Annotated in this window: 14 protein-coding genes and 1 riboswitch; of the genes, 4 read left to right on the forward strand and 10 right to left on the reverse strand. The window is 31.6% G+C overall.

The window, feature by feature from the left end:
* Positions 1-54: 54 nt before the first annotated feature.
* The 4 genes from yidA to ACLTBU_RS15740 all read right to left on the reverse strand — a co-directional run bounded on the left by yidA (position 55) and on the right by ACLTBU_RS15740 (position 6,744).
* Positions 55-861, reverse strand: coding sequence for a sugar-phosphatase (gene yidA, locus ACLTBU_RS15725; RefSeq protein ID WP_412219872.1), 807 nt, complete (start codon positions 859-861; stop codon positions 55-57).
* Between the two features lie 341 nt (positions 862-1,202).
* Positions 1,203-2,738 carry a cardiolipin synthase gene (cls, locus tag ACLTBU_RS15730; RefSeq protein WP_320650898.1) on the reverse strand — a complete coding sequence of 512 codons (1,536 nt, stop codon included), beginning with the start codon at positions 2,736-2,738 and terminating at the stop codon, positions 1,203-1,205.
* Positions 2,739-2,859: 121 nt separating this feature from the next.
* Positions 2,860-4,572 (reverse strand): proline--tRNA ligase, encoded by a 1,713-nt coding sequence (locus tag ACLTBU_RS15735; RefSeq protein ID WP_249333397.1) that lies wholly within the window; start codon positions 4,570-4,572, stop codon positions 2,860-2,862.
* A gap of 366 nt (positions 4,573-4,938) precedes the next feature.
* On the reverse strand, positions 4,939-6,744 hold the full coding sequence (locus ACLTBU_RS15740; protein ID WP_412219873.1) for a polysaccharide deacetylase family protein: 1,806 nt from the start codon (positions 6,742-6,744) through the stop codon (positions 4,939-4,941).
* Positions 6,745-6,923: 179 nt separating this feature from the next.
* A riboswitch (TPP riboswitch) is annotated at positions 6,924-7,025 on the forward strand.
* A gap of 84 nt (positions 7,026-7,109) precedes the next feature.
* Here ACLTBU_RS15740 and thiT point away from each other — a divergent pair.
* Entirely contained in the window at positions 7,110-7,778 is a 669-nt protein-coding gene (gene thiT / locus ACLTBU_RS15745; protein ID WP_412219874.1) for an energy-coupled thiamine transporter ThiT, read from the forward strand.
* A 22-nt stretch (positions 7,779-7,800) separates the two neighbouring features.
* Here thiT and ACLTBU_RS15750 read toward each other — a convergent pair whose 3' ends face one another.
* The 4 genes from ACLTBU_RS15750 to ACLTBU_RS15765 form a co-directional block, all read right to left on the reverse strand.
* Positions 7,801-8,091, reverse strand: coding sequence for a YkuS family protein (locus ACLTBU_RS15750; protein ID WP_320650902.1), 291 nt, complete (start codon positions 8,089-8,091; stop codon positions 7,801-7,803).
* 543 nt (positions 8,092-8,634) lie between these two features.
* Positions 8,635-9,144, reverse strand: a complete 510-nt coding sequence (locus ACLTBU_RS15755) for a DUF4446 family protein (protein WP_320650903.1) — start codon at positions 9,142-9,144, stop codon at positions 8,635-8,637.
* A gap of 27 nt (positions 9,145-9,171) precedes the next feature.
* On the reverse strand, positions 9,172-10,062 hold the full coding sequence (locus tag ACLTBU_RS15760) for a ParB/RepB/Spo0J family partition protein (RefSeq protein ID WP_412219876.1): 891 nt from the start codon (positions 10,060-10,062) through the stop codon (positions 9,172-9,174).
* Positions 10,059-10,829, reverse strand: coding sequence for a ParA family protein (locus ACLTBU_RS15765; RefSeq protein ID WP_249333391.1), 771 nt, complete (start codon positions 10,827-10,829; stop codon positions 10,059-10,061). Before ACLTBU_RS15765 ends, ACLTBU_RS15760 begins: the two co-directional genes overlap by 4 nt.
* A gap of 197 nt (positions 10,830-11,026) precedes the next feature.
* Here ACLTBU_RS15765 and ACLTBU_RS15770 point away from each other — a divergent pair, with 197 nt between their 5' ends.
* Both ACLTBU_RS15770 and ACLTBU_RS15775 read left to right on the forward strand, forming a co-directional pair.
* Positions 11,027-11,527 (forward strand): hypothetical protein, encoded by a 501-nt coding sequence (locus ACLTBU_RS15770; RefSeq protein WP_320650905.1) that lies wholly within the window; start codon positions 11,027-11,029, stop codon positions 11,525-11,527.
* Positions 11,528-11,538: 11 nt separating this feature from the next.
* Positions 11,539-13,146 (forward strand): hypothetical protein, encoded by a 1,608-nt coding sequence (locus ACLTBU_RS15775; protein WP_320650906.1) that lies wholly within the window; start codon positions 11,539-11,541, stop codon positions 13,144-13,146.
* Positions 13,147-13,195: 49 nt separating this feature from the next.
* Here the strand turns inward: ACLTBU_RS15775 and ACLTBU_RS15780 are convergent, their stop codons facing one another.
* Both ACLTBU_RS15780 and argS read right to left on the reverse strand, forming a co-directional pair.
* Positions 13,196-14,092 carry a diacylglycerol/lipid kinase family protein gene (locus ACLTBU_RS15780; protein WP_412219879.1) on the reverse strand — a complete coding sequence of 299 codons (897 nt, stop codon included), beginning with the start codon at positions 14,090-14,092 and terminating at the stop codon, positions 13,196-13,198.
* A 310-nt stretch (positions 14,093-14,402) separates the two neighbouring features.
* A complete protein-coding gene (gene argS, locus ACLTBU_RS15785) occupies positions 14,403-16,112 on the reverse strand; it encodes an arginine--tRNA ligase (RefSeq protein WP_337529193.1) in 1,710 nt (569 codons plus the stop codon).
* A 174-nt stretch (positions 16,113-16,286) separates the two neighbouring features.
* Between argS and ACLTBU_RS15790 the strand changes: the two genes are divergently transcribed.
* Positions 16,287-16,463 carry a hypothetical protein gene (locus tag ACLTBU_RS15790; RefSeq protein ID WP_320650909.1) on the forward strand — a complete coding sequence of 59 codons (177 nt, stop codon included), beginning with the start codon at positions 16,287-16,289 and terminating at the stop codon, positions 16,461-16,463.
* The last annotated feature ends 311 nt before the right edge of the window (positions 16,464-16,774 follow it).

Below are 16,774 nucleotides of genomic sequence, written 5' to 3' on the forward strand. Positions count from 1 at the left end.
GCATATCATAATCATATTACAATATGGTTAAAATACTGGGGCATTTCTATTACACTATTTATTTAAAACAAATTGGTCAATAACGTAGGCTACGCCATCTTCATTATTTGATTTTGTCACGAAGTCTGCTACTGCCTTAATTTCTTCAAAAGCATTTCCCATAGCCACACCAAGTCCTGCATAACGAATCATATGCTCATCATTGCCTGCATCTCCCATGCAAATAACTTCTTCTCTTTTTATACCTAAGCTATTTGCTAATGCCTCTACGCCCACACCTTTATTTACTTCTTTATTTAAAAATTCTAAGAAGAACGGTGCACTTCTTACAATAGTATATTTTTCATAAAGATATTCTGGCAGATTGTTAATTGCCTCCTGTAAAATCTCAGGTTCTTCTACCATCATAATTTTTATAATTTCCTCTGAATCCTTTATTTCACCATAATTTTTTACAACTACTGGTATGCCATTAATTTCACCTTCAAGGATAGAGTACTTTGTAAGCTTTGGTGTAATACATCCTTCTTGTGAAAAAGCATGTATATTAACACCCAATTCTCGCGAAAGTGCATAAAGTTCATGAAGGTCAGTCCCCTTAAGAACTGTACGACTTACTATTTCTTTAGTTTTTGTATTTTGAACTATAGCGCCGTTATAACTTACCACAAAATCTTCACCAGAAATAAGATTTAATTGTTCTAAGTAACGCTGAATACCTTCTACAGGTCTTCCTGATGCTAAAACAATTTTTACACCCTTTTCTTTTGCTTTTTGTATAGCTTCTTGTGTAATACTTGAAATTGTTTTATCTTCTCTTAATAAAGTACCATCCATATCTAGTGCTATTAGTTTATACATTGTCTATTCTCCTAGTTCTATAACTCTTTTTTTCTATTATATCACAGCATCCTTTCAAAAATCCTATCTAAGTTTTATAACCTTCTCTCTTACTTTTAATCATTACATTTACTTCCTTTTGTGTGCTGCTTAATGAGCTGCATAATACTATAATCATATCTATCGGCTAATCCTATACTTTTTTAGCATTTGTATTTAAATATAAAAAAGTGCTTCCTAAATGGAAGCACTTCTAAGGTTGGTTTATGAAATTATATAGGTTGAATAGCATTACATACGCCTTTATTATACCATAATTATCCATACTGTCTACATAATATAGACTGAATTATAATTTTTTATCACATAAGTGGTGCAAAACATCTTAATATAGAGCGCATAAGCCTTACATACCACCTTACATTATGACATTCTTCAAGTGTTACAGGTAAGCATACTTCTAATGTTTTCAGGAAATCTTCTTTGATTTCGAGTACTGCCTTAGATTTATACATAAGGATACCACACTCAAAATGTAAATACAGACTACGATAATCCAAATTAATACTTCCTACTACTCCCATTTCATCATCTGCAACAAAAGTTTTTGAATGAATAAAGCCTGGCTTATATTCATAGATTTTCACTCCAGCTTCAATCAATTGCTGATAATAAGCCCGTGTTAATAAGTGAACATACCATTTATCAGGTACATGCGGTGTTACAATACGAATATCTAAACCACTTTTAGCTGCTAGGGTGAGTGCTGTAACCAATTCATTATCTATAATTAAATAAGGGGTATTAATATAGACATACTCCTTTGCTTTTTGAATAATATTAAGATACACATTCTCTCCTACAGTTTCTTCATCTAAAGGACTATCTGCATAAGGCTGCACATATCCATCTGTCTTAATATTTTCACCTTCGTAGCTACACTCCAAATATTTTTTATAATCTTCCTGTTCATTTTTATCAAAATTCCATACTTGTAAAAACATCAGCGTAAGATTTTTTACAGCTTCGCCTTTAATCATAATAGAAGCATCTTTCCAGTGACCAAAACGCTCTTTTTCATTAATATATTCGTCTGCTAGATTTATACCACCAGTGAATCCTACCCAACCATCTATAACTGTAATCTTTCTATGATCTCTATTATTCATCTTAAGAGAAAGTCTAGGTCTAATTTCATTAAATACAACTGTTTTAATCCCTAGGCATTCTAACTTCTCATAATATTTATAAGGCAAGGTCTGAATAGTCCCTGCATCATCATACATCACACGAACTTCTACTCCTTCTTTTACCTTTTCAATAAGAATATCTAGGATTGTGTCCCACATAATGCCTTCTTCTACAATAAAGTATTCCATAAAGATAAAATGCTTAGCTTTTTTTAACTCTTCTTGCAACCTATCAAAGAAATTTTCTCCAGGGCTTAAATATTTAGTTTCTGTATTTTTATACACCGGGAACATTGAATAATCTTTTGTATAGATAAACTGATTTGCAATATTTTTATCCTCACCCTTCAATTCTTCTACAATTTCTTCATTCTGACTCAAAAGCCCTTTTGTATTTTCATAAATCTTCCTTATAGAGTCTTTGAACTTCTTCCCAGTCTTATCTCCTCCAAATACGAGATAAAACAGTCCTCCAAATACAGGAAATAGTAAAATTGGAATAACCCATGCTAGCTTATAAGATGGATTTCCCTTCTTATTCAGTATATAAATCACTACAATGATACTGACAACCGCAAATAATACATATAGATAAACGAAGTATTCACTTAGTTTCCAGATGCCAATTCCAAGTATAATGGCCTGTATTAAAATGAGTATACTTACGATGAATAGTCGACTAAACACCACTTTTATAATTTGTTTCATTAAGTCCCCCCTTTTTGTTTATGCGTATTATACATGATCATATCATATATACTTTATTGTTTACAATTAAGATTAAAAAAGCTTAGTAGATTTTTCCCAAACTACTAAGCTTTTATTTTCATTACATGTTATTTTTTAATTCATTAATAAGATCTGCTACTTCTTGTTCAATATCTGTAATATTTACAAGTTTTTTCACGGATTTATCACGAGTCATAAGCTCTACTTGACCATTTTCAAGGTTTCTTTCACCTACAACAATACGTACTGGAATACCTAAAAGGTCAGCATCTGCAAATTTAGCTCCTGGTCCCATATTACGGTCATCCATAATAACTTCCCATTTGTTATTTAAACGGTTGTAAATATCTGATCCTACTGCATTCATATCTACCTTTTTGCTACCTAATACACAAATGTGTACTTGCCATGGTGCAACTGAGATTGGCCAGATTGGACCATATTCATCATGGTGTGATTCAATGATACAAGCAAGAAGACGACCTACGCCGATTCCATAACATCCCATAATAGGCGTTTTTGCTTTACCATCTTTATCTGTGTATGTCATGTTCATACTTTCTGTATATTTTGTACCAAGTTGGAAGATGTTACCTACCTCAACACCACGTTTGAATTGAAGTTTTCCATCACAGCATGGACAAGTATGACCTTCATTAACCTCTGCTACATCATGGAATGCTTCTACTTTAAGATCTCTTGGTACGCTTACACCTGATAAATGATAATCCACTTTATTAGCACCACAAATAAGATTTGTCTCACCTTCTAATGAGCTATCAAATACGATTTGCGCATCACCAGCTTCAAGGCCAACAGGTCCCATGAAACCAAAGCATAAATTAGAGTCTTCGTAATTTGTAAATGGTGTAACATTTGCTTGAACAATTTTGCTAAGTTTTGATTCATTTACTTGAAGATCGCCTCTGATGAATACAATAAGAGGTTCTTTTCTACCTTCTACTTCAAATACAGCAGCTTTTAATAATCTATGAGCTGGTACATCAAAGAATTTTGCTAAAGAATCGATGTCTTTGATTTCTGGTGTATGATTTTCCTTAATTTCTTCTTCTGCAATTTCATACTTATCAAGTTTAGAAGTTGCAACTTCCATGTTTGATTGATAATCACAAGAGTCACAAATAATGATTGTATCTTCACCAATATCTGTAAGAAGCATGAATTCGTGAGCTACTTTACCACCCATCATACCTGTATCTGATTTAACACACACTACTTCTGGCACACCAGCTTTTCTAAATACATTGTGGTATGCTTGTAAGCATCTATCGTAATATTGCTCTAAATCTTCTTGTGAAGTATGGAAGGAGTAAGCATCTTTCATTGTAAATTCACGAACACGAATAAGACCACCACGTGCTCTTGGCTCATCTCTAAATTTAGTTTGGATTTGGTAAATCATAAATGGATATTGAGCATATGAACGTGCTTCTGTACGAGCTAAGTGAACAGCTGCTTCCTCATGTGTCATACCAAGTAACATATCTTTACCTGCACGATCTTTGAAACGCACCAATTCACTTCCTACACTTTCAAAACGGCCAGATTCTTGCCAAAGGTCAGCTGGAAGTACAACTGGGAACATAACTTCTTGTCCATCAATAGCATCCATTTCCTCGCGGATAATGTCTTCAATTTTTGTAGCAATACGTTTTGCTGGCATTAAAAGTGAGTAAATACCATTAGATACTTGTCTAATGTAGCCTCCTCTTAATAAGTAAATGTGGCTGATACTTGTAGCATCGCCTGGTTTTTCTTTAATACGTTCACCTAATAATTTGCTAAGTAACATAATACACTTTCCTTTCTATACTCAAAATTTTATTTTTAAAATCAAAAAGTCCCTATGCATTTACTGCATAGGGACCAAATTCACATTCGGTGGTACCACCCTTGTTATTATCTAAAATGCCAAAGCATTTAAGTAATCACTTTCATACTCTATATCGGGAGTACCCGTTACGCTTCATCACGTAATGCTCAGAGCTAGGACAACTAATCCGTTCTTTAAGAGTCTCTCAGCCGATGAACTCTCTTTCTGTCAAAGAAATAAATTAATTGATTTCTCATCATCGCTTTATCTTATAAAATTAGTGTGTTCTAATCATATATTGTAATGATAGTTAGGAAAAATTGCAAGGATTGTTTTTAATTCCTCTTATTTCATGGTTAATTTCTGAATCATTTCAAGTAGCTGCTCTGGAGAAGTTGTATTCGCAACATGTATACGTTTCACATTAAGCGGCTTCGTTACTCCCCTTATTTTAGCTAAATTTGTAACTTGAAGATTAATCCCAACTTCTTCTACCCATTTAACTGTCTTTTTGTTATGTTGGAATTGCGGATAAGCAAGTACTTTAACATCTCGTTTCCCTAATTCTTCTTCTATCCTAGCAAAAGACATGCTCACCTGATAGCGCACTTCATTTTCGCTTAATTCATCTAATAAAGCATGACCATGGGTATGGCTTTGTATATCAACAAGCCCGCTTTCTTCCATCTCCTTTGCCTGTTCCCAAGTAAAGTGAGGCATAGTCGTATCTATTCCTACATAAGCAGATGTAATAAAATAAGTAGCTGGTGCATTATACTTCTCTAAAATAGGATACGCTATGGTATAATTACTTAAATACCCATCATCTGTAGTGAGTATAATAGGTTTCTCAGGCAATCCACCCTTTTGCTCAAAGTAGTCCTCTAGATTCTTAAAATGTATAGGTGTATAACCATTATCTAATAAAGTCTTAATATGTTCTTCGAACAATTTCGTACTTACAGAAATACTCTGTTCACTATCACTTTCGCCTACAACATCTTTAAATTCATGATACATAAGTACTGGAATATATGGCTTTTCATAAGTCATTTGCATAGCAACAGGATAATCCGGTGTTAATCTTTCACTTCTTTCACCTACTTTAGTCATATCCTTAAAGTCTAAATAATACTCCTGTACATGGGGAACTTCTTGTCCTTTTAATTTAACAATAATCTTTATTTTATTAATACCATTTTTCCCATCATATACTTCTTCTTTTAACTTAAATGGAAATCTATAGCTTTTTTGCACGGATTGGTCATTAAATTTATACTCTACAAACTCAATACCTTCATAATATGAAACTAAAAATTCACCTGGATTTCCTACATTAATTCCCTCCTCAAGCTTAATATATGGCGTAGTATCCTCTTCAATCTTATGAGTACTTATCCAATTCTCACTAACAATTTCATTATACAGATCTATAATTTTATAATGTGCCTTATTCAAGTCCCCTTGATTAAAAATTAATTTTACTTGCCCTATATTCATAGGAATACTATAGTACAATCTAGATATGGCATCTAATTGCTCGGAAAGCGATAACTTATTATTTTCTAAGATATAGTCATTAATAAGTACTTTAACTTGTTCTTTCAATTCTTCAGGCAAATTATAAATCGCTTCTATATCTTCATTACTCTCTACCTTATGACTTATCCACTTGAATCCATGCGTCTTATAGAGCTTAAGTGCTATATCTAAATCATAAACACTATAAATATTTTCATACTCTTCAATGAGCGACTCTATTCTTTCATGAAATTTTCTTAGCTCTCCTACGCTCATATCTTCATTTAAACCAATATTAATCCATACTTTTTTTCCTGCATACTTCTTAGATATTTCTTCTAAGTCCTGTTCTAATGTATCAGAAACAGTATACATAAGTTGTATGCCTTCTAGATTTAAATCGTCGCTTTCATCTATTGTCGCTGTTGCTATTTTCCACTTTTCATTATTTCCATCTATGTATGCTGCATTGACACCGTATGTTACAATGTGTTGTTGATTGCTATTATCTAAATAAACATCTACAATAGGTGTATTTTTTCTACCTTGAAATATCATAAAGAATACTGTCATACCGATGGCTATCAGTATAATCAACAGTATACTATATCTTTTTCTTGTTTTTTTCATTGTATCTCCTTCATATTTTATTTCTTTTATTGTACCATATATCGCTAATAAGTCTAAATATTTTACTTGTTATTATATGTAAATTGCAAGTTGAACTATATGTACATTGACTTATCAAAAAAAATATAATATTATATAATTGTTCTTATATATATTTTTATAAACTAAACTAATATTTATAAATATGCTAGGGGAGCTTTTTTAGGCTGAGAGTGCATTTTGCAGACCCTTATGACCTGTGTACGGATAATGCCGCTGCAGGGAAGTGTGTACAGGATCTAAGAATACCTAGGCACATTTATTGTGTCTTTTTTTATGTATTCTCCTCGATTAAGTATATTTATAAAAAAAGGAGGAGAAAAAGAATGAATGAATTTTTAGCAAGTCTATCTGAAACACCTATGATGGTTTGGGTAAGTTTAGGCATATTTGTTATCCTACTCATTACTGCTGTAATCATCAAATCTCAAAAGGTAAAAGCCACTACCCCAAAACTCACTTCTAAAACTTTAGCTTTTGGTGGTATGTGTGTTGCTTTATCCTTTATCCTATCTTACATTAAGCTTTTTGAAATGCCCCAAGGCGGTTCTATAACTCTAGTAAGCATGTTACCTGTTATCTTGTTTGCATTTGTATGTGGTCCTACAGCTGGTATCATTGCTGGTCTTGCATATGGTTTCCTACAATTTTTCCAAGGTGCTTATGCTGCAAACTGGATTTCTATCTTACTTGATTACCCTCTTGCATTTGCTTGGCTAGGCTTTGCTGGTATTCTTCCTAAGGCTATTAAATCTCTAGAACTCCGCTTTAGCCTCGGCATCCTAATCGCCATTCTTGGGCGCTTCTGTATGCATCTTCTATCAGGTGCGATTTTCTTTGGCGAATATGCACCAGAAGGTATGAACCCTTGGATCTACTCAGCAATATATAATGCAGGGTTCCTATCTGTAGAATTTGTTATAACCCTAATTATTGGCATTATTATTCTTAGAACACCAATTTATAAATATTTAAAAATTACATTTGCAAATTAACTTTTATGTTTCACGTGAAACATTAGTAGATATTTCTATACAAGCGCTCAGAGAGTATTAAATCAATCTCTTTGGGCGTTTTATTTTTAGCATTAATCATCAATACACCATGTCTAATATCTACATGTTTCTGTTGTGCTAAATTAATTAAATTATTTTGCATTGCATCAAACTCACTTATTGACTCATCTTCTTCATAAATATAGGCATGTATAGGACCTGTATAATTGCCTTTATCATAAATCTCATATTTACCCGTATTTTCTAGGTATTGTCTTACATAATATAGACTCTTTTCTATAGATACAATCATGCTTGCTTTCCTCTTTCAAAGTTTTTCTAGTATTATGCGTCATTTCATCTTGCTTAATACAAAAAAAGTTTCAAAAAAGCTGAAGAATTTTCTATACATAGGACTATATAGTATATGTAGAACGTGAAAGGAATCCTAGGGCTTTTTACATTCTACGAATGAAAAGTAAAGCTTACTGGTTCCCCCTTTCCACTATTCTTTACTTTTCTCAAATCTAATAAATAAATGTGGTAGATATTTATTAGATTTTCTCTAAAACTTTATAAAGCTTATGCTAAGTGGTTAATGTTAATACCCAAAGTATAACGTTCTTTTCTCTAATTGAACTTATATCTGGCTTATGATAAATGTGATGACATCCCTTTCATCAAGCAGATGATAACTTCTCTTATAGAAAGCAACTGCATACCTCAGGTTAAGACTTTTATCTACTAGACTAAATGCCTAATGATAAGTTTTATACTTCTACCACACAAAGAAAACCCAACCTAAATGCAGCTATTTAAAGGGGGAGCTGTATTTAGGTTGGGTTTTTATTTTTATTTAAGCGATTGCTTTATTATTTTCTTTAGCTAATCGAATAGCTTCTTTCTCTTCATCTGATAATTGATATGTAGATTGTCCATTCTGTACAGGTTTTGAGTAAACATAGGATCCATCTCTACTATAAATCCCATTTAATACTATACCATTATCTTCTGCATCTAACATAGCAATTGCAAAAGATAAATCTGCACCTACTTTTTCAATAGCATTATATCTTACAACACCAACTTTTTGTGTGCAATACTTCATTTCATTACTAAGTGTATCTATTTTTTCTTTTATCTCATCTTGTTTTTCTTTAACACTATTTACTTTTTTAGCATAATGAATTAATAAATCTTCTAAATCTACGTCTTCTTTTATCATAAAGGCTTGATACTTCTTCTGTATTTTTTTTAATCTTGATAAACTCATGAGTAATATAATTAATAAAATTAAGCAAAATACTGCTAATCCAAGCACAATATAAATCATATATGGGTTTAATAGTTCTACCACTGATTCCATTTAAAAGCATTCTCCCTTAAAACTTTTCTATTTTATCTTGCTAATAATTCTTTCTAATTCATCATTGCTGTAAAATTCTATTTCTATTTTCCCTTTACGCTTACCTTGTGTAATAGAAACTTTAGTTCCTAAAGACTTTTGCAACCCTTCTTGTACTTCTTTTATGAAGACTTGATTGCCAAGAGCCTCTTCTAATACTGCTTGCATTCTTTTACGTGCTTCTTTAGCCGCTTGCTCTTCACTTTTTTCAGCTTTTGCAATTACACTTTGAACATATTTTTCTGTTTCTCTTACAGTCAATTCATGTGCAATGATATACTCTGCTGCTTCTTTTTGTAATTGAATATCTTTAATGGATAATAATGCTCTAGCTTGTCCATAACTTAACTCTTCATCTCTTAATTTTTGCTGAAGATCTGGTGTAAGCTTTAATAAACGCATAATATTAGTAACTTCTGATCTACTCTTTCCTACACGAGTTGCTACCTCTTCTTGAGTATAGTCAAACCTCTCCATTAATAAACTATATGCACACGCTAATTCCATGCTGTTTAAATCGGAACGTTGGATATTCTCTATAAGTGCTACTTCTAATACCTGTTTATCATCAAAATCTTTTACAAGGATAGGTATTTCTCTTACCTTTGCTAAACGTGCTGCTCTATAACGTCTCTCCCCTGCAACAATTTCGAATTTATTTCCTTTCTCCCTAACAATAAGAGGTTGTAAAATGCCATGTTCTTGAATAGAAAGCATTAATTCATTTAACTCTTCTTGATCAAACTTTTTTCTTGGCTGATCATAGTTAGGTTCTATTTCATTAATATCAACAAATCTGATGCCTTCATTTTGTTGATTTATAACTGCTTCCTCTGATAAAAGTGCATTTAAGCCTTTTCCTAAGCCTTTTTGTCTCATTTCTTCTTATTCCTTCCTAAGAACTCTTTTGCTAATTCACGATACTGCTCAGATCCCTTTGACTTTGGATCATAACTAATGCAAGACATGCCATAGCTTGGTGCCTCACTTAATCTGACACTTCTATTAATCTTTGTGTTATATACAAACTTAGAAAAATGTTGATTAACTTCATTAACTACTTGTGCGGATAAATTTGTACGTGTATCAAACATAGTAAATACAATTCCTTCTAAAGCAAGTGCTCTATTAGTCGATTCTTTCACTAATTTAATAGTTTGCATAAGTTGTGATAATCCCTCTAGTGCATAGTACTCACATTGCATTGGAATAAGTACAGTATGTGCTGCCGTTAAGGCATTAATAGTCAAAATGTTTACTGCTGGTGGGCAATCAATAAATATGTAGTCAAATTCAGCATCTACTTGATTTAATGCTTTCTTTAGAATAAATTCTCTTTCTTCTTTATCTACAATTTCTATCTCAGTTCCCGCTAAATTCATATTTGATGGAATAACTTTTATCTTTTCATTAGGTGACTCAAAAATAACTTCTTGAATATTAATATCCTCAGTAAATACATTATAAATTGTATTGGGTATACGATTTTTTACAAGCCCACAACCACTTGTTGTATTCCCCTGAGGATCTATATCTACTACTAAAACCTTTTTCTTTTTCTCTGCTAAGGCTGCTGCTAGATTAATAACTGTCGTAGTTTTACCTACGCCTCCCTTTTGATTAACTACTGCAATTATCTTACTCATATAGATGTACCTCTTTTTCTTTATTTATATGGCATAATTTATAATAAGTATATCATAAATTATTTAGTTGTTACATTATTAATATGGTTTAATCATAAATTCCTCCATAGTTTTAATATAATAAAACAAGTCTATTTATAGAAATTAATATGTTTCACGTGAAACATCCTAATTTCCAAGAAATTATAGGAGTTTATATGCCCAAAAACAGATTTACTTTTATCGCAAATTTTATCGTTATTCTTACTATACTTTATCTCATTCTTTTTATGAATTATCATATCTATACCTCTGATATTGGAGAACTTGATATTAATATTACTCAAGATGAAAACTTTCCTGAAACAGCTACTATTACAATTTCTCCTAATAAAAAATTGAAAAATTATTATGTCCTTATTTACGAAGATGATGACTCCAATAACTGGCTTTATTTTTCTAACAATGCTACGGGTAAAGATACACATTATATTTTAGATGAACTGCTTCCTCCACATAAAATAAAATATGCTCTTTTAGAGGGATCATCAACTAAAAATATGCATACTTTTAACATAAAATCAAAATACCCTATTAGCCATCTCGCTAATAAGGATCATGTTTTTCATGCTTATTTAATTGTACCTTATAGTATTTTTCCATTTCCTAAGTTTTATTATATTAAGCATCAAATTTTTTTTATTAATATTGGTATTTAGGGAGATAAAAAATGAAATCATTATTAGTTATTGCCCTTATTATTTATCTGTTAGTCTATACTTCAAGTAAATCTAAAGAACGAGAATCTCTATTTTTTATTAAATGTACTATTTATTTATTTTGTAGCAGCATACACTCTACTTTTTTCGGTTTTCCTGTGCCTATAGGAGCTATTATTATGTATCTCTACTCTCTATTTGATAATAAAAATCGATCCTTTAAGTTAAAAATGATAGGAACTGGTATATTTATTTTATTAATCTCTTTTATTAGCTATGATAGTTTAGTAGCCCCTGTACAATCAGCTTATTTACGTACCTCTACTCATAATATTCAAAAGATAGAAGTCTATAGCCAATATACTTCTGATACCAAATTTCTCTTTTCTATTGGCGATGAAGATGAAATCAATGCATTAACAGGTCTTCTTCAAGCCAGTACTCCAGAATCTAATTGGTCCCATAAGATTATTCCTAATGATATGGGCTATTTACTTAAACTTTATAATTCTTCTGGCCATAGTAAAAATTTATATATTAGCATTTATGAGCGGGACCATGCTAACATCTATTTAGAAAATAATTATTTTACCTATTATAATGATAAAATTATTGCTTATATTGATACGCTTTACTCTAGACACCCTTCTATCTTAAGTCTTAATACCTCACAAAATACACCAATTAACCTTACAAATAAATCTTTACTTTCAAGCCTATGGCGTAATGTCATTTGGAGCACCCCATTAGAAGACCTTAATATCTCAGCTGAGAACTTTAATATTCCTGCCTATCTATTTTTTGAAACAACGTTAGGATGTAGGCTTACTTTTTCTTCTGATTTTCACTATGCTAGGCTGACGAATCATGATATTATCGAAATTTCACCATTCTTGCAACGTATGCTTACAGAACAGCTCATTTTATCTCAACTTACGCCAGTAAAACAGTTTCAACATTTTAATAGTGCTCATACTTCTAACTATCAAGCAAGCACACTTAACTTTACTATTGAAAGAGATATTAACGACCTCTACTACGGGCTCTACCTTTATGATTATCAAAAAGATGAAAAGGTAATGCTTCATACCGTTAACTCTGCAGATACCAAGTTTTTTGTACTTAAGTATCCTTATATATTAGTCTTAGATGAAACAAATCATAATAGCTATTCTCTGCTTTTAATTAATCAAAATGTACCTAATAAACATCGCTATATTACCAAAAATGAAAATATCTCTCCAAAATCACTTTCTATATGCCCTGAAAACACAAAATTTGCCTATATTACTGAACATGGTCAAAATAATTCTCTGTATTTAGTTAGTGATTATTATCACTCCCCTAAAGTAATAGCTACAGGCGCTATTGCCGATTCTCTCTTTCTTTCGACAAATTATATTATTTTTACACAAAAAATTTCAAATCAAAACCTATTATGTGTCTATAGTTTGGACCATGACCAATTTATTAAGTATATTCCTATACAAGGTGAAGTTACACTTGTTAATGCTTCTGAGAATAAAGTTATCTTTTGTGTCCAACAAACTCATAACAATAAACTTTTAGAAGGTATGTTTTATATCGATAATACACTCAATATCTATCCTGTTGAATAATACGCATTAAAAGAGGTGATAGACAATATTCAATCTATCACCTCTTTTTTTATTTAGGCAAGTAAATGCGTATTAGGTTTTTCTTAACTTTTATATGAAGTGGAAAATCAGGTCCTTCCTCTCCATCTATATCTGTAATAAATTGTTTATCTTCATTTTTACATTCAATATAAAGCTCATCACTAATAAAGTAATCAATATTAGGATCATTGAGATGTTCCCCTTGTAAAATTTTTAAAAACAACATAGGAATTTCATGCATTTCAACTTTCTTAATCCCTATGAAATCAAATACACCATCTTCAATATTAGCTTCTTTTGCAAGTCTTGTAAAACCACCTGCTGCTTGCCCATTAAATATAAGGACAAGCACATATTCATTTTCTATGATTTTATCATGAATCTTTACTTTTAACTGCATAGCTTGGTAATTTTGAAGTTCTTCTATTCCTTTTACATAATAAGCTAATTTACCAAATTTCTTTTTGAGTTCTAAATCCACAATGTGTGAAATCCCACTAAATAATCCCATGTTGCATACATTTACAAAATAAAGTTCATTCACTTTACCTATATCCACATATCGTAATTCGCCATTTTCAATTAAGTCTAGGGCTCCTGCAACATCATTTGGAATATGAGCACTATAAGCAAAATCATTAGCTGTTCCTAGTGGTAAAATAGCTATAGGAATATTTAGCTGTTTTTGTGCTAAGCCATTAATACATTCATTTAATGTACCATCTCCACCAGAAATTAAAATCAAGTCTGTATTACTCTCTGAAATATAATTTTTTATATACTCTATAATACTCCCTTTAGCAGGACTTCTAAATAATCTTAATTCATACCCCATTTTTTGCATTCGTTCGGCTATATAATCTATTTGACTATTAACTTGTCTATTTCCCGCTTTAGGATTATATAATAAAATAGCTTTTTCCATTTTTCTACCCTTTCTTTAATCTCTTACTTATTTATATAAATTTTTTATCCTTTTACTTGTGGATAATTCTATTATAACGTGCTATGTAAACCTTTATTTATAAGTATTTGATCTACTTCTAGTTTATCCACAGCTTTGTTGATAACTTCGATTTTTTTCTTTATTTTTCATCTGTGTATAACTTATATTATTATATTTTATATTTTTATCCACAATATGAAGTTCTTTAATATTATCCACATTTTTAATCGCATAGAAAAAGGATTAATAGAAAAACTTGTTCCCTATTAATCCTTTTCTTATTTTTATTTTACATCTGTTCTGGTGATTTAATACCTAGTAAATATAATGCATTACTTAATACGTATTTAACACTTAATACAATAGCAAGTCTTGCTTCTTTTACCTTTTCATCTTCTACTAAGATTGCATTATCATGGTAGAATTTATTAAACGCTTGGGCTAAATCTACTGCATATCTTGCGATATAAGATGGCTCATATTTATTTGCTGCTTCTTCAATGACTGAGTTGAAATCTGCAAGCTCTTTAATAACGTTAACTGATGCATCATCTGTTAATACAGTGTAATCAATATCTGAGAAACTATGGTTTACTTCTACATTAGCTTTTCTAAGAACGCTACATGCTCTAGCATGTGTATATTGAACGTATGGACCTGTTTCTCCATCGAAGTTTAATACACGTTCCCATGAGAACTGGATATCTTTAATGATATTGTTATACATATCATCGAAGATAACTGCTCCGATACCTACTTGCATTGCAACTTCTTCTTTGTTTGGAAGATCTGGATTTTTCTCTTCAATAACTTGTCTTGTTTTGTTTACTGCTTCTTTAAGGATGTCTTCAAGGAATAATACGTTACCTTTACGTGTTGAAAGGGAACCTGATTCCATACTTACCATACCAAATGGTACGTGTACAAGGTCTTTTGCCCAGTCATAACCCATTTTATCAATAACTTTGAACCATTGAGCAAAGTGAAGATTTTGTTGAAGTGCTGTAACGTAGATACATTTTTTGAAATCATAAGTTTTCTTACGGTATTCAGCTGCTGTAATATCACGTGTTGCGTAAAGGGAGCTACCATCTTTTTTAGTAATAAGGCATGGTGCCATATTTTCTTCATCTAAACGTACTAATTTAGCACCTTCACTTACTTCAATAAGGCCTTTTGCTTCTAATTCTTCGATGATAGCAGCCATTTTATCATTATAGAATGCTTCTCCATTGTAACTATCGAAAGTTACACCAAGCATTTCATATACTCTTTCAAACTCTTTTAAGCTAATTTCTTTGAACCAGCTCCAAAGTGCAAGAGATTCTTCATCTCCTTGTTCCATTCTTGTGAAGTAATCACGAGCTTCTTGTTCAAGCTCTGGATTTTTCTCTGCTTCATCATGGAATAATACGTAGATTCTAAGAAGTTCTGAAATTCCTTTTTCTTCTACTTCTTCTTTGCTTGAGTAGTTTTTGTAAGCTACGATTAATTTACCAAATTGAGTTCCCCAGTCTCCTAAGTGGTTTACACCTACACAGTTATAGCCTAATGCTTCAAAAATGCGGTATAAACTGTGTCCGATTACTGTAGAGCGAAGGTGACCTACGTGGAAAGGCTTCGCGATGTTTGGTGAAGAGTAGTCGATAACTACATTTCCTTTATCATGTGCTTGTGCTAAACCATAGTTTTCTTTAGCTGTAAGTACATTATCAAGTACGCTTTTAACAAGCATTGTTTTATCTACGAAGAAGTTAATATAGGCATTTACATTTTCAACTTTTGATAAGAAACTTACTTCACCGATAGCATCTACAATGTCTTTTGCAATCATAGGAGGTGCTTTTCTAAGCTCTTTAGCAAGTTTGAAACATGGGAATGCATAATCTCCCATATCTGTATTTGCAGGAACTTCTAACATGCTGTATATGTCATCTTGTGTTAAACAAGTGATTTGGCCACTTAATAGCTTAGCTATTTCTAATTTAAAATCGCTCATATCCATTCTCCTTTTATTTTCTTTATTTCAACCTCATCTCAATACACTCTATTGTACATAATTATACATTAGATAGCAAGGTCTCTTAAAGCATTCACAAGTTAAGGCGTATTTAAACTTTTTCATCACATATAATAACATTAATTTCTTTTTTAATTTGAAAGGAGTTTTACTATGCCTAAAACTAAAAAATCTAAAAGTAGTGCGGAACCCATCACTCATATTCCTATTCTGCAAAGTACCAAACCTATACCAGATGGTACTTTTATTGAAACAAAAGATAAACATGATGGCTATGCCGCTATTAATACACCACGTTATGGCGAAGAAATTGATGTAGATGATATGTAGTGTACTCCCCCGAAGGGGGAGATTTTTTTGCGAAATTTTGCCTAATTGACCTTTGTTTGCTCTTTTAACAATAAAATATGACGGTTGGCAGTTTAGAAGTGACAGCTTACCTATTATCTATTGCCACCTTCATTAATTTTCATTATATTATAACTATCATTGTAAGGGGGAATTTACATGGTTAATCGAGAAGTCTTATTAGGACCATTTCCTTTGTTGTTTGATTTAATGTTTTATGCTATATGCCTCGCAGTTTTTATTTATTTCATCCATTCTATCATTATCAAGATAAAACATAAAAGGAAAAAAAG

Origin of the sequence: Zhenhengia sp. (genome assembly GCF_046966505.1) — a bacterium.
GTDB lineage: Bacteria > Bacillota > Clostridia > Lachnospirales > Cellulosilyticaceae > Zhenhengia > Zhenhengia yiwuensis.